General features: G+C 53.4%; 14 protein-coding genes and 1 pseudogene. 3 read left to right on the top strand and 12 right to left on the bottom strand.

Features of this window, described 5'->3' with window-relative positions:
- Positions 1-129: 129 nt before the first annotated feature.
- The gene (locus tag ACTH3S_RS15325) at positions 130-468 is read left to right on the top strand and encodes a hypothetical protein (RefSeq protein WP_441809877.1); all 339 of its coding nucleotides are present in this window, start codon (positions 130-132) and stop codon (positions 466-468) included.
- Between the two features lie 13 nt (positions 469-481).
- The gene (locus tag ACTH3S_RS15320; protein WP_441809876.1) at positions 482-1,606 is read left to right on the top strand and encodes a phospholipase A; all 1,125 of its coding nucleotides are present in this window, start codon (positions 482-484) and stop codon (positions 1,604-1,606) included.
- Between the two features lie 47 nt (positions 1,607-1,653).
- Here the strand turns inward: ACTH3S_RS15320 and ACTH3S_RS15315 are convergent, their stop codons facing one another.
- The 12 genes from ACTH3S_RS15315 to ACTH3S_RS15260 all read right to left on the bottom strand — a co-directional run bounded on the left by ACTH3S_RS15315 (position 1,654) and on the right by ACTH3S_RS15260 (position 13,205).
- The gene (locus tag ACTH3S_RS15315) at positions 1,654-3,006 is read right to left on the bottom strand and encodes a phosphomannomutase (RefSeq protein WP_441809875.1); all 1,353 of its coding nucleotides are present in this window, start codon (positions 3,004-3,006) and stop codon (positions 1,654-1,656) included.
- A 9-nt stretch (positions 3,007-3,015) separates the two neighbouring features.
- Positions 3,016-3,492, bottom strand: a complete 477-nt coding sequence (gene bfr, locus ACTH3S_RS15310; protein ID WP_441809874.1) for a bacterioferritin — start codon at positions 3,490-3,492, stop codon at positions 3,016-3,018.
- A 168-nt stretch (positions 3,493-3,660) separates the two neighbouring features.
- Positions 3,661-3,867: a bacterioferritin-associated ferredoxin gene (locus tag ACTH3S_RS15305; protein WP_441809873.1), complete on the bottom strand. Its 207-nt coding sequence runs from the start codon at positions 3,865-3,867 to the stop codon at positions 3,661-3,663.
- Positions 3,868-3,964: 97 nt separating this feature from the next.
- Positions 3,965-5,257 carry a Xaa-Pro dipeptidase gene (gene pepQ / locus ACTH3S_RS15300; protein WP_441809872.1) on the bottom strand — a complete coding sequence of 431 codons (1,293 nt, stop codon included), beginning with the start codon at positions 5,255-5,257 and terminating at the stop codon, positions 3,965-3,967.
- Positions 5,250-6,164: a LysR family transcriptional regulator gene (locus tag ACTH3S_RS15295; RefSeq protein WP_441809871.1), complete on the bottom strand. Its 915-nt coding sequence runs from the start codon at positions 6,162-6,164 to the stop codon at positions 5,250-5,252. The genes pepQ and ACTH3S_RS15295 overlap by 8 nt, the downstream gene beginning before the upstream one ends.
- Positions 6,165-6,259: 95 nt before the next feature.
- Positions 6,260-7,270: an ABC transporter ATP-binding protein gene (locus ACTH3S_RS15290; protein ID WP_441809870.1), complete on the bottom strand. Its 1,011-nt coding sequence runs from the start codon at positions 7,268-7,270 to the stop codon at positions 6,260-6,262.
- Positions 7,267-8,277 (bottom strand): ABC transporter ATP-binding protein, encoded by a 1,011-nt coding sequence (locus ACTH3S_RS15285; RefSeq protein WP_441809869.1) that lies wholly within the window; start codon positions 8,275-8,277, stop codon positions 7,267-7,269. Before ACTH3S_RS15285 ends, ACTH3S_RS15290 begins: the two co-directional genes overlap by 4 nt.
- Before the next feature lie 21 nt (positions 8,278-8,298).
- The gene (locus ACTH3S_RS15280) at positions 8,299-9,231 is read right to left on the bottom strand and encodes an ABC transporter permease (RefSeq protein ID WP_441809868.1); all 933 of its coding nucleotides are present in this window, start codon (positions 9,229-9,231) and stop codon (positions 8,299-8,301) included.
- On the bottom strand, positions 9,228-10,277 hold the full coding sequence (locus ACTH3S_RS15275; protein ID WP_441809867.1) for an ABC transporter permease: 1,050 nt from the start codon (positions 10,275-10,277) through the stop codon (positions 9,228-9,230). Before ACTH3S_RS15275 ends, ACTH3S_RS15280 begins: the two co-directional genes overlap by 4 nt.
- 92 nt (positions 10,278-10,369) lie before the next feature.
- Positions 10,370-11,932: an ABC transporter substrate-binding protein gene (locus ACTH3S_RS15270; protein WP_441809866.1), complete on the bottom strand. Its 1,563-nt coding sequence runs from the start codon at positions 11,930-11,932 to the stop codon at positions 10,370-10,372.
- 192 nt (positions 11,933-12,124) lie between these two features.
- A complete protein-coding gene (locus ACTH3S_RS15265) occupies positions 12,125-12,847 on the bottom strand; it encodes an LrgB family protein (RefSeq protein WP_441809865.1) in 723 nt (240 codons plus the stop codon).
- On the bottom strand, positions 12,840-13,205 hold the full coding sequence (locus ACTH3S_RS15260) for a CidA/LrgA family protein (RefSeq protein WP_441809864.1): 366 nt from the start codon (positions 13,203-13,205) through the stop codon (positions 12,840-12,842). The genes ACTH3S_RS15265 and ACTH3S_RS15260 overlap by 8 nt, the downstream gene beginning before the upstream one ends.
- Positions 13,206-13,280: 75 nt before the next feature.
- Between ACTH3S_RS15260 and ACTH3S_RS15255 the strand changes: the two are divergent.
- A pseudogene (locus tag ACTH3S_RS15255) lies at positions 13,281-13,430 on the top strand (YaeQ family protein); the annotation flags it as partial.
- Positions 13,431-13,482: the final 52 nt, after the last annotated feature.

The raw sequence follows: 13,482 nt of genomic DNA, 5'->3' as shown, positions 1-13,482 counted from the left end.
AAAAAAACCGAATAGCAAAATCATAAATTGATTTCCACCATTTTTATTGCCATTTCGTAAGCGTGGAGACTCTTTTCGGCCATCCGGTTACCATGTTGCAGCTTACCCAGAACTTCCAGGAAACGATTCATGAACAACCCGGAGAAACCCTCCCCGCACCCACTTCGCAAAGCGCTTTTGATTGTAGAGTTCAGCGCGCTAGCAGTGCTTTTGGCCTCTATGGGCTGGTTTTCAAGCCAAGCGGAACCAGAACATAGTATCAACCCCGCGTGGCTGCTGATACCCGCGGCTGCCAGCCTTGGTGTTTTCATCAGTTTTATTGGCCTTATGTACCTCCGCTGGGTTGTGGCGGTTAGTGCCGCCAACCAGCTTCGTCATAAAATTGTTTTTTCATTACTGGCTATAACCCTGACCAGCGTCTGGGTGTATGGCATCGCCAGTACTTGGCTCAGCCTCAATGCCACATAAAGAGACCCGGTGCATGACCACATTTCAAACCTCCAGAGCTCAGCAGGCTATTGTATTTGCACTGCTGTGGCCCACGCTATCAGTAGCAGAGGAAGCAAAACCGAGGGCCGACGGTCAGGAAAATTCACCGGTAGATTGCGCTTTAATCCAAGAAGGCGTGCAACGCCTTGCTTGCTACGATTCCCTCAACAATCCCCAAGACGCCCGGGACCAGGCCAGCGAGGAACAGGTAGAGAATGCAGAACAGGCGTCCGACACTTTGGCTCCCGATCACAATACCCGGAACGGCGTGGCGGGCGAATCCGATGAAAATAATCCGGACAGTGGCGCGATGACCAATATGGTCGACCGATATATGAAGGCAGAGAAGGCGCTATTTTCATTTTCAGGCGGTTTTATCAGCTATCGCCCCACCTACATCATGCCAGTCACTTGGATGGACAGCCCGAATCAAACGGCGGTCAGTCCAAGGCTAGGCGCTACCCGTTACGATTACGAGCTGGAGAATGAAGAAGCCAAGTACCAAATTAGCTTCAAGGTTCCTCTGCTAACTGGGCTGTTTGAGGATCGAACGACGCTATGGTTCGGATATACCCAGCGCTCGTTCTGGCAGGTTTATAACAAGGATGATTCGGCACCGTTTCGTGAAACCAATTACGAGCCGGAGATTTTCCTGCGTCATCAGATGAACTGGAATCTAGGGGCGGTGACGCTAAGTGGCGTGACGCTTGGCATTAACCATCAATCCAACGGTCAGTCGGAACCCCGTTCTCGGAGCTGGAACCGGGTTATGGCAAGCGCTGGCTTTACCCATGATCGCTGGTTATTCGTTATAGAGCCATGGTATCGAATACCGGAGAACAGCAAAGACGACAATGCGGATATTGAGCGTTATCTGGGGCATGCTAATTACAACATCGTTTACAAGCTTGCTGAAGATCGAACATTCTCTCTGAAGCTTATGAACAATCTGCGCTCGGATAATCGTACGTCAATGGAATTTGGCTACAGTTTTCCGATGGGGGATACGATTAAGGGGTTCTTCCAGTATTACAACGGGTATGGAGAGAGCTTGATTGATTACAATCATCGAATCGAGCGGTTTGGGATTGGGATTATGTTGAACGATTGGCTCTGACTTTTTAACTTGGGTGCCGAGCTAACCCGGCACCCAATTAATAGTAACTACTTATTCAAGCGCTCCATTTCTGCGAGCAGCTCTTCTGTTTTTGCTTTCATCAACGGTATGTCACCACGGGCTTCCACGTTCAGGCGAACCACGGGCTCTGTGTTGGACATACGCACGTTGAAGCGCCAGTCGTCGAATTCGACACTTAGGCCGTCTACGTGGCTGACGTGTTTTGCGTCGGCGCCGTATTTTTCTTCGATGGCTGCGATAACTTTGGGTGGGTTATCGATGGTGCGGTTAATTTCGCCGCTGGCCGGGTAGGCTTCGATGCGGGCGTCGATCAGGGAGGAGAACGGTTTGCCGGATTGGCATAAGCGTTCGGCTAGCAACAACCAAGGGATCATGCCACTGTCGCAGTAGGCGAAATCACGGAAGTAGTGATGAGCGCTCATTTCCCCGCCGTACACGGCGTCTTCGTCGCGCATGCGTTGTTTGATGAAGGCGTGGCCGGTTTTACTTTCGATGGCCTCGCCGCCGGCAGCTTTTACCAAGTCCAGGGTGTTCCATGTCAGTCTGGGGTCGTGAATGACTTTGCCAGGCCCGGTTTTGCGCAGGAACTGATCAGCCAGTAGACCAACTATGTAATAACCTTCAATAAAGCGACCGTTTTCATCGAAGAAGAAGCACCGGTCGAAATCGCCATCCCAGGCAATGCCCATGGCCGCACCGTGTTCAATCACGGCGTTCGCAGTGGCGGCGCGGTTTTCTTCGAGGATGGGGTTAGGCACTCCGTTTGGGAAGTTGCCGTCTGGCTGGTGGTGCACTTTGATGAATTCGAAAGGCAGGTGCTTTTCGAGTTGGTCGATCACCAATCCGCCACCGCCGTTGCCGGCATTGACGACAATTTTAATCGGGGCCAGGGCTGCCGCGTCTATATATCCCAGCAGATGGTCTATGTATGCGCTGGTAACTTCCAGTGTTTCATACCTGCCCTGTACCTGCGCATCACCGAAAGGTTCGCGCACTCTGTCTCGAATGTCATTCAGGCCGTTGTCGGAGCTGATCGGGCGAGATTCAGGCCCGACCATTTTCATGCCGTTATGATTTTTTGGGTTGTGGCTGGCGGTGACCATGATGCCGCCGTCCATTCCATAATGGCTGGTGGCAAAGTACACGTGTTCAGTGCCGCACAAGCCGATATCGAACACATCCGCGCCCGCCGCCATCAGGCCGGAGCTTAACGCTTCGGTAATTTCGTGACTTGAGAGACGAATGTCGTAGCCAACAATGACTTTTTTGGCGCCGGTAATTTCCACATAGGCACGACCGATGCGCTCGGCCAGAGCCGGATTCAACTGTTCCGGCACACTGCCACGCAGGTCGTAGGCTTTAAAACAGGACAGATCCATTGTCGGTATTTACTCCGCTGCGGCAGATTGCAGTTGAATGAAATTTTGAATGCCCATCTGCTTGATCATTTCCAGCTGAGTTTCGAGCCAGTCAATGTGCTCTTCTTCGCTGTCCAGGATGCTGCGGAACAATTCACGGCTGGTGAAGTCCTGAACGGACTCGCAATACAGAATCGCTTCTTTCAGATCCACATGGGCGATGTGTTCAATTTTAAGATCGCACTCAATCATTTCCTGAACGTGCTCGCCAATCATCAGCTTGTTCAGATCTTGCAGGTTGGGCAGGCCTTCCAGAAATAGAATGCGCTCGATCAGTTGATCGGCGTGCTTCATTTCATCGATGGATTCTTCGTATTCTTTGGCCGCGAGCTTGGTAATACCCCAATCTCGGTACATGCGTGAGTGCAAGAAATACTGGTTAATGGCAGTCAGTTCGTTGGCAAGAACTTTGTTCAAAAACTGGATGACTTTCTTATCGCCTTTCATTGCAGCACTCCTTGATCTCAGCCGATGCATTCAACCTTCTCAAACGAAAGGCATTTCGGCTGGCTGGTTCGGGTTCGGTAAGCTCTCTAAGCTCTCTCGTCACCCAACAAGGATAGCGCGTTAGGGCGCATTACAAAATTGCAGAAAGGAAATAAAGCCCAGAAGGCGTCAGGCGGGGCTCGCCAGCATGTTCGCCAGGGCCATGTAATCCGGCGAGCGGCTTTCGCGCAGTATGCCCCGAGCGGTGCAGGCACAGCGCCCGCACTGAGTGCCTACACCCAACTCTTTACCGAGTTGGCGCATGGAGGAAACACCGTTTTCTGCGGCTTCACGGATGTCCCGGTCTGTGACTCCGTGGCAAAGGCATACGTACATAATGCAATCTCACCAACACTTTAAAGGTAGTGATAATTATTGTCATTAGCATCAAGAATTGCAAGCCTGTTGTGTTAATTTTGTGCAATGGCTTGCTTCAGGCCTCCGCCTCTCGGGTCAGATTTCTACGTCCTGAGTCGGTAACCACTACATTATCTTCTATGCGAATCCCGCCACACCCCCGCAGCTCGCCAACCAACGAACGGTTAATATGACTTCCAAGAGAGCCCGACAGCAGCGGCTCTAGCAAGGAGGGAATGAAATACAACCCAGGTTCGATGGTAACCACCATTCCAGGCTCTAACGTTCGCACCAGCCGAAGAAAGGGCGCGTCGGCCGGAGGCTGTACCCGCTTACCAGCAACATCGTGCACCTGAACCCCAAGGAAATGCCCTATGCCGTGGGGGAAAAAGGCCTGAGTAACGCCTTCGGACACCATTTCGTCATCACTAAGGCCGCTTACCAGACCTGCTGCGCTGAGCAAGGCGGCAATACCTAGATGGGTTTTGCGGTGGATATCCAGGTAATCAACGCCCGGCGCCACCATGTCACACAAGCGGAGCTGCAACTGCTCCAATCCCTGCACCAACGCACCAAAGCGCCCTTCGCCGACGCCGGCCGTGGTGCGAGTAATGTCGGAGCAGTAACCTCTGAAACGCACTCCGGCATCAATTAGCAAACTACGGGATCTGGCGGGAGCCACCGTATCGTAGTACTGGTAATGCAGTGTGCCCGCATGCTCGTTTACACCAATAATGCTGTGGTAAGGCGCATCGGCCTCGCGCTGAAGTGTTGCGCGCTGGTAAGCCAGGTTAACTTCAAACTCACTGGCGCCAGCTAAAAATGCATCTCGAGCGGCGTGATGACCGGCCATTGCCAGTCTATTGGCCTGGGCCAAACAGGCTATTTCGTAGGCCGTCTTGTGCACCCGTGTTTCATCGAGCGCATCGCAAAGGGCGCCCGAGTTTTTGCGACCAGGCAGGTCTGCCAACAAACACGGATCACCGATAACCGCCAGTTGGCTTAAGCCGGCCAACTCTGGCGCCAAGCGGCTTTCGCTGAAGCGTACTTCGAATTCTGCCAGCCAGGGTTCCTGCTCCAGCTCAAGGCTCGCATGCCAGAAATCAACCGGCTGATACAGTGAAAGCAATGGCTTTTGGCCTTTGCGGATCAGCAGCCACGCATGCTCAAAACCGGTTAACCCCGTCCAATGCAGAAACGGGCCATAGCCCTGAAACTGCCAAGATTGGTCATCGCCATAGCGTATGGGGGCTGAGCCTGAACTGATAAGCAGGCCATCATAGCCGTGATCGTCCAGAATCTGCTCATAGCGGCTCTGCAGAATACCCACATGATCAATCTGAAGGGATAGCAGGTCGGTTTCAGGCATGTTGGTTTTCCAGTGTTTTCCAGAGGGTTAAAAGGTCGTCTGAACGGGGTTCTTGCAAGCGAATCAGGCGGATCTCCAGCGGCACATCCCAGCGTTCATCACCGGCTCGGGTGAGGCTGCCAAAGTGTTCGCTTTTTTCCGTCATCCGGCTGGGCAGCCAGCCCATGCCAAAGCCCTGTTTCACCAGCGCTTTCACACTTGCCGACTGAGTGTTCTCGTTCAATGGTAAAAGGTTCACGGGTTCTTCACACCGCGACAAATGCGCCTCAATGGCGGACTGTAAAAATCCTCGGGAATGATAGGCAATCAGCGGCACTGTCTGGCCTGTCGTCCCTGGAAGGGCAAACCGGGGCTGGCCGCTATCGGTTGCAACACTCACCGGCACCAGCCACTCGCGGGCAAGAGTGATTGATTCGTACTCACCTCGGCCCAGCCGGCCCCCCCAAGGTAAATCCTGGTGCCAGTAGCACAGCACCAGATCACACTCGCCGCCATCCAGCGCATCCAAAAACTGCTCCCCCACCCAGCTTGTCGCTTTGAGATTAAGCTGCAGTCGGTCTGCAACACCCGCTTCGCTAGCCCAGCTTTGATAAAAGTGGGAAAAAAGTCCCTGGGTTGAGCCCACGTTGATGCTCGCAGACACTTTCGCTTCCATATCAGCAATGCAGTCCCGTGTTTCCCGAACGTCCCGGGTCACCCGCTGGCACATTTCCAAAAAGCGCTCTCCACCGGGTGTCAGCGACAGGGGCAACGTCTGCCGATTAACTAGAGTAGCCCCCATGGCGTCTTCAAGCAGCTTGATACGGCGGCTAAACGTGGGCTGGCTGACATGCCGCAGTTCGGCCGCACGTGAGAAATGGCGTGTGCGGGCCAGCGCCATAAAGTCTTCCAACCAGCGTATTTCCATGGGCTCCCCGGCCAATAGGCAAAGAGTACAGTTAAAGAGTGGCAGCTTTTTGAAGGCTATTGCTGCGCGCATCATAGCCTAAAGCTGTTGCCCCCTTACAACCGACCCTCTTCTACCGCATGGCAGGCAACCTGCGCACCGCCATCTGTAGCGATCAACTGGGGTATTTCTTGGCGACAACGCTCATTTACATAAGGACAACGGCCATGGAACACACAACCAGATGGCAGGTTAACCGGCGTAGGCACCTCCCCTTGCAGCCGAATGTAATTGGGCCTGTCGTCTTCGAGCTTGGGGATCGCTGAAAGCAACGCTTGCGTGTACGGGTGGCGCGGCTCGGCAAACAGTGTTTTGGTACCTGCAAGCTCGCACACCCGCCCGAGATACATCACCGCCACCCGGGTGCCAAAGTGCTCTACCACTGCCAGATCGTGGGTAATGAACAGATAAGTCAGGTTGCGGGTTTCCTGCGCGTCCATCAGAAGGTTCAGCACCTGCGCCTGAATGGACACATCCAGAGCCGAAATCGGCTCATCTGCCACAATAAACTCAGGGTCTACCGCCAGGGCGCGGGCTATGGCAATACGCTGGCGCTGACCGCCAGAGAATTCATGGCCAAAACGGCTCCCCCAATCCGGATCTATACCCACAGACGCCATGACTTCCTGAACCTTGCCGCGCACCTCGCTGCGGGCCAACTCCGGGCGATGAAAATGAATCGGCTCTTCCAAGGTTTGCTGAATTGTCATGCGTGGGTTCAGGGATGCATATGGATTCTGAAAAATCATCTGCATTTTGCGACGGTACTGCAGCACATCCCGACCTTTGAGATTATCGATACGCTGGCCATCGTAATGCACCTCGCCTCCGCTGGGCGACAGCAAGCCCATAACGGTGCGGGCGATGGTGGACTTGCCGCAGCCAGATTCTCCCACCACACATAACGCCTCGCCTTGTTGCACCTGCAGATCAACACCATTAATGGCGTGAACCGCTTCCTGCTTGCGCTGGAGGCGACCATTGTTGAAAGTGATCTGCTCTAGCAAGTTGCCAGACAGATCAAACCGCTTTTCCAGCCCGCGAATGTCTACCAACGGGGAGGTCATGATCCGGCCTCCTGCATGTGCTTCTCCTGCTCTATCAAGTTGCTGACCTCATAACACGCCACATCTACGCTCCCGGAGCGCACGTACTCGGGCATGGTTTGCCGACATTGGTCGGTAGCGAACTTACAGCGCGGATGGAACGGGCAACCCGTAGGTACCTTACTCAACGACGGCATAGATCCGGGAATCTGGAACAGCCGCGCACCTGGCTCGCCCATCTGCGGCAACGCATTGATCAGCCCTTGGGTATACGGGTGCTGGGCATCGTTAATGATCTCCCGAGTTGGCCCCTGCTCGATTATGCGACCGGAATACATCACCAACATGCGCTGGGTTACTTGGGATACGACACCCAAATCGTGGGTTATTAGCATCAGCGCTACATTTTCCTGTTCGCACAAATCCAACAACAGCGCCATGATTTCGGCCTGTATGGTCACATCCAGCGCCGTGGTGGGTTCATCGGCAACGATGATTTCCGGATCCAGCAACAGCGCAATGGCAATAATCACCCGCTGGCGCATACCACCTGATAATTCATGGGGATACTGATCGAGCCGTTTTTCCGGTGAAGGGATCTGCACCTTGCGCAGTTTGCCTAGTGCGATATCCCTTGCCGCTTTCGTGCTGATCCGGCGATGCGCTTTGATAGCCTCAACCATCTGAGTACCAATACTCAACACTGGGTTAAGCGTCATCATCGGATCCTGAAAAATCATGGCAATGCGATTACCGCGAATTTTGCGTAGCTCGCGTTCGCCCATGGCAGCCAGGTCCCTGCCTTCAAACAGGATCTGCCCCCCGGCGATATAACCTGGGTTGGCAATTAAGTTGAGGATCGAGAAGGCTGCCACCGATTTACCGGCACCAGACTCCCCCACCAGTCCTAGACGCTCCCCCCTATCCAGGCTGAAACTGATACCGCGCAGGGCTGTTAGATCGCCGCCGCGCACGGCAAACCGGACATCCAGATCTTTTACTTCCAGCAATGGCGTGTCGCTTTTCATGGTTCTCTTACCCTTGTTTCTCTAGCCCTTGTACAGCCGTGGGTTCATAACATCCCGCAACCAGTCACCCAACAGGTTGATGACCAGCACGAGCACGACCAGCACTAAGCCGGGAAGCAGCGTAATCCACCAGGAGCCGCTCTGGATGTAGTCAAAACCGGATTTAATCAGCGAGCCCAGAGACGGCTGGGTTTCGGGCATGCCAAGCCCGAGGAACGACAAAGCCGCCTCAGAGATAATCGCGTTGGCAATCTGCACCGTGGCAATGACAAAAATCGGGGACAACGTGTTGGGCAGAATATGGCGAAACATAATGCGATTGGTGCGGAAGCCCATCACCTTGGCCGCATCCACATATTCTTTCTTTTTCTCCGCCAGCACGGACGCCCGCACAGTGCGAGCAATCTGCGGCCACTCAGCAACACCGATGATGAAGATCAGCATGTAAATCGCGATTTCACCAAACATCAGATTGCCAAAGCTGGCCTTGAAAACCGCACCCACAATAATCGCGACCATCAAAGTAGAGAACGACAGCTGAACATCGGCAATGCGCATCAGAACAGAATCTACCCGACCGCCCAGATAGCCCGCCAGCAGCCCGAACACAATGCCAAGTGCTGCTTGCAGCACCACAGCACCAAAGCCGATCAACAGAGACACCCGGGTACCGTACAAAATGGTGGAGAGCATGTCCCTGCCCTGGGCATCTGTGCCCATAGGGAACGCTGGATCCGCACCCTCCATACCCACCGGTGGCATTTCAGAGTTCATTATATTGATCTGTGCCAGATCGTAAGGATCTGTCGGGGCCAGCATAGGCGCAAAAATGGCCGCCAGTACCATCAGTAGCAGTACAACAAAGCTGACAATCGCAACCTTGTCGCGCTTGAAGCTGTACCAGAGAAAGGACTCGCGAAAGCGATCCCAGCGTGAAAGAGTCGCTGTTGTCATGCTTTCTTACCTGTCAGTTTAACCGTGGGGTTCACCAGCCCGTAAACCAGATCCACCAGCGTGTTAGTGATTACAAAAATCAGGCCCACCACCATCAGGTAAGCAACGATCAGAGGAATATCGCTACGGGTGATGGCTTCCAGAAACATCAGCCCGACACCCGGCCACTGGAACACGGTTTCTGTAAGAATCGTATAGGCCACCATAACGCCAATCTGCACACCGCCTACGGTGATAACCGGCAACATGGTGTTCTTGAGGGCATGAAGAAAGTTGATCCGCACCGAACTCAGGCCCTTGGCCCGGGCGTAGCGAATGTAGTCACTTTGCAGCACCTCCATCATTTCTGCCCGAATCAGGCGGATGAACAGCGGCAGCATAATGGATGCCAGAGACACGCAAGGCAGCACCAGATGCAGCAAACCATTCTTCGAGAAGAAGCCGGAATACCAAGTGCCAAACAGATGAGTCAAATCCTCGCCGCGGCCATAGGACGGCAGGCCACCTTCGGTGCTTAGTGCGCCGTTCAGCCACTGCCCCCAGCCGGTATCCACGGGAAACCACGCAACAGTCACGCCGATGGAATATATCTGGATAAGAACGATGGCGGTGAGGAATACCGGGATGGATATGCCAACGGTGCTCACGCCCATAAAAAATTTGGCCAACAATGCCCGTGGCCGAATAGCGGCATAGACACCGATAGGCACCGACAACAGCATGATGATCAGGCTGGACCCGATTACCAGCTCCAGCGTCGCCGGCAGATGTTCAGAAATCACCTCAAGGGTGGGCTTGCCGTAAAAATAGGAGTTACCCAGATCCCCCTGAATTGCATTGCCTGCAAACCGCAGGTACTGAATCACCATGGAATCGTTCAACCCTAGCTCGTCGCGCAGGGCTTCCCGCTCCTCCATGGAGACGGACATACCTACCATTTCCTGAAGTGGGTCCCCCAAGCCATCCTGGATAGCAAACGCGATCACACTGATCACGAACATAACCAGTACGGCCTGGGATATCCGCTGAACCAAAAACGCTAACATGAAGGATTTACCGTTGGTGAATGCTTAAATGCCTCTCTCCCTTATCCCTAGAGAAGGACGGGAGAGAGGTTTGGCGAGAGGGGGTGCCCCGCTTACTCTACAACCAAGTCACCCATATAAGGGAAATTCATCACGTTCAGAATCGGCTCAATCTTTACGTTCTTCTTGCTCGCCCAAGCCAGATCCTGCCAATGCAGCGGAACGAACGCGGCATCGTCATACAGGCGTTTTTCCACGTCCTGCAGCATCGCGGTACGCTTTTCCACATCGGTTTCAACGCTGGCTTTGTCAACCAGAGCGTCGATTTCCGGGTTACAGTAATTACCGGCATTGTACTGGCCAGCGCCACTGCCCGCTTCGGTGCAGAAGGTTAGAAACTCATAAAAGTTGGCAGAATCTTCGGTGTCTGCATGCCAGCCAATCAGCATCATATCGCCCGAGCGATTATCAAACTCAGGCCAGTACTGGGCTTTCGGCAGGGTTTTGAGATCCACCTTGATGTTGATGCGGGCCAGCATGGCAGCCGCAGCTTGAGCGATTTTGTCATCGTTCACGTAGCGATTGTTCGGGGCCATCATGGTGATGGTGAAGCCATCCTCGTAACCGGCTTCTTTCATCAACTGCTGAGCTTTTTCCACGTCATAACGCAGCTTCAGAGATTCGTTGTGGCCCTGATAGCCAGCCGGTGACAACTGGGACGCGGGCGTGGCAAAGCCTTTCATAATCTTGGCGGCAATACCTTCTTGATTAATTGCGTAGGCTACTGCCTGGCGTACCTTTGGATTCTTGAACGCCTCAACCCGCTCCTGGTTCAGATGAAACAAGATAATGCGGGTGCCACTCATGGTGACCAGATCTGTGTTCTTGTCACGCTTGATGCGGGCAAGATCCGTAGGCGGCACTGGTGCGATAAAGTCCACGCCGCCAGACAACAACGCTGACACACGGGTGTTATTTTCTTTGATCGGGGTTAGCACGATTTTCTTAACGTTGCCGGGAGAATCTTCATCCCAGTAATCCGCAAAGCGTTCGAACTCCATGCGCACGCCCTGTTGGCGTGATTTGACCGTATAAGGGCCGGTGCCGGATAAATTATCTGAAGCAAACGAACTGCCGTGCTTCAAAATGGCGTCTTTCTTCTTACCATCTTCGGTCTCGCCAGAATAAAACTCGCTGTCCAGCGGGAAAATGTAGGTCGCGGTATTGAGCAGCAGTGGGAACGGATCGTTGGTCACCAATTCAAAGGTGTAATCGTCAATAACATTAATGCCACTAAACGGTTTAAAGATGGCCTTGAAGCCTTGGCTTTCTTTCAAACGAACATAAGTAAATTTCACATCTTTGGTCGTGAGCTCGTTACCGGAATGGAACTTCACCCCTTCACGGAGTTTGAAACGCATGGTTTTATCATCAACACGCTCCCAGCTTTCTGCCAGGCGGGCCTCAAAGCCAAGATCTTTTGTCCAGCGCACCAACGGATCAAAAGACATATGGGACAACTGCAAAATGCCGCCGGAGAGCTGCTCATGAATATCGAGGGTGACCGGATCGGCGTCGTACGCCATCTTAATCTCTTTCGTCGCCTCGGCAGACAGGGCCACAGGAGCCGTGGCCAGCGCCATGGACCCGACTATAGCTGCAAGTAGTTTTTTCATTGGGTTTTCCGTTGTTGTTTTGCGAATGTTTACGGCATTTTTTATGGCGTTCTTTCTGGCAAACCGGGGCTCAGGCGCCCCAGACGTCTCCTGTGAAAGTTAGTCGCGGAAACTACTTACGGCAATCGAAATTACAACTTGCGGCTATTCGTGAACTGAATAACGGCTTTTTCAGCAAGCCGCTACCAACCTTTAAAGGCGAAAAACCAGGGGCAATATAAGTGCGGTAAACACGCCAGTTAAACCCATACCCAGCGACGCGAAAGCACCCGCAGTGTGGCTAATCTCAAACGCTCTAGCCGTTCCAATAGCGTGACCATTAAGACCAAGGGCAAACCCAAGAATGCGCTCGTCCTCAATCGAGGCCCATTTCGCCAGCAAGTCCACAAACAAGGTCGCAACCACCCCGGTTATCAGCAGTCCACCCATCAACAAGGGCACCGAGCCGCCTAGCTGCTTGGTGATACCTATGGCAATCGGGGCAGTCACAGATTTCGGCGCCAGCGACGCAAGCACCTCTGGCGTTGCGCCCATTGCCCAGGCAATCACTACCGCATAAACCCCCGCCAAGGTTGCCGCCAACGGCAACGTGACAACAATAGGGAGCCACATGGCCCGTATATGATGGATCTGCTGATACAGCGGAATGCCCAAAGCTACCGTTGCAGGCCCGAGCAACACGGTGATCCAGAGAGCACCCTCCTGATAGCTGACATAGTCGACCGATAGAATGGCGATCGCCGCAGCCAACATTACGGCGGATAGCACCACCGGTGGCATCCACAACGGTCGACCAATGCGCGCAAACAGCCAGTTGCCCGCAAAAAAAGCGCTCAACGTGAGCCCAATCGCAAGCATCGGGCCGACAGACAGGGTATCGGGAAGAGAGAGAACGCGCTCGGCAAGCTCAGTCATTTGCACGCTCCCGCGCAGCCAACCGAACCATGGCTTTCATAAGAAACACGGTGGTCAGAACACTCAAAAAGGTGCCCAATAGCAAGGCTGCTGCCACGGCCAACCATTGCCCAGAAAAATGTGAGGCCATAAAAAACACCCCCACCACACCCGGCATGATCAACAACACCAACACCGAAATCAGCGCTTGGCTGGCCGATGCCAATTCATTGCTCACGTTGCCCCGCAACATCAGCGTAAAGGTCATCAGAATCATACCCAGCACACCGCCACTGACCGGTATCAGAAACACCAACCGCAGCGCCTCGCCAAAGAGAAAAAACAAAACCAGTATCAAAAAACCGCGCAACATCGACATGCCGTTTTGCTCATCACCCAAAGAATTGCATTACACTAACGCAAACCAACATATTGATACCAATGCAGGACCGCCATGGCGCTCAAAGCAACCATTTTTAAAGCCACGCTCAATATTGCCGATATGGACAGGCATTATTATGCAGATCATCAGCTCACGGTAGCCCAGCACCCGTCAGAAAACGACGAGCGCATGATGATTCGCCTGCTGGCTTTTGCACTGAATGTAGTGGCATAGTGAATCTGGCCACCTGACTTTGAGTGTATGATTACTCACA

Origin of the sequence: Marinobacter sp., from assembly GCF_052094685.1 — a bacterium.
Classification (GTDB): Bacteria; Pseudomonadota; Gammaproteobacteria; order Pseudomonadales; family Oleiphilaceae; genus Marinobacter.
Note: the sequence above shows the minus strand (reverse complement) of the source record. Positions and strands in the feature narration are given on the sequence as shown.

Bases quoted from the DNA above. Each gene is read 5' to 3' on its own strand.
- bfr (WP_441809874.1), bottom strand. From the start codon at position 3,492: ATGAAAGGCGATAAGAAAGTCATCCAGTTTTTGAACAAAGTTCTTGCC.
- ACTH3S_RS15320 (WP_441809876.1), top strand. From the start codon at position 482: ATGACCACATTTCAAACCTCCAGAGCTCAGCAGGCTATTGTATTTGCA.
- ACTH3S_RS15285 (WP_441809869.1), bottom strand. From the start codon at position 8,277: ATGAAAAGCGACACGCCATTGCTGGAAGTAAAAGATCTGGATGTCCGG.
- ACTH3S_RS15295 (WP_441809871.1), bottom strand. From the start codon at position 6,164: ATGGAAATACGCTGGTTGGAAGACTTTATGGCGCTGGCCCGCACACGC.
- ACTH3S_RS15280 (WP_441809868.1), bottom strand. From the start codon at position 9,231: ATGACAACAGCGACTCTTTCACGCTGGGATCGCTTTCGCGAGTCCTTT.
- ACTH3S_RS15265 (WP_441809865.1), bottom strand. From the start codon at position 12,847: ATGACTGAGCTTGCCGAGCGCGTTCTCTCTCTTCCCGATACCCTGTCT.
- ACTH3S_RS15305 (WP_441809873.1), bottom strand. From the start codon at position 3,867: ATGTACGTATGCCTTTGCCACGGAGTCACAGACCGGGACATCCGTGAA.
- ACTH3S_RS15260 (WP_441809864.1), bottom strand. From the start codon at position 13,205: ATGTCGATGTTGCGCGGTTTTTTGATACTGGTTTTGTTTTTTCTCTTT.
- ACTH3S_RS15290 (WP_441809870.1), bottom strand. From the start codon at position 7,270: ATGACCTCCCCGTTGGTAGACATTCGCGGGCTGGAAAAGCGGTTTGAT.
- ACTH3S_RS15325 (WP_441809877.1), top strand. From the start codon at position 130: ATGAACAACCCGGAGAAACCCTCCCCGCACCCACTTCGCAAAGCGCTT.
- pepQ (WP_441809872.1), bottom strand. From the start codon at position 5,257: ATGCCTGAAACCGACCTGCTATCCCTTCAGATTGATCATGTGGGTATT.
- ACTH3S_RS15275 (WP_441809867.1), bottom strand. From the start codon at position 10,277: ATGTTAGCGTTTTTGGTTCAGCGGATATCCCAGGCCGTACTGGTTATG.
- ACTH3S_RS15270 (WP_441809866.1), bottom strand. From the start codon at position 11,932: ATGAAAAAACTACTTGCAGCTATAGTCGGGTCCATGGCGCTGGCCACG.
- ACTH3S_RS15315 (WP_441809875.1), bottom strand. From the start codon at position 3,006: ATGGATCTGTCCTGTTTTAAAGCCTACGACCTGCGTGGCAGTGTGCCG.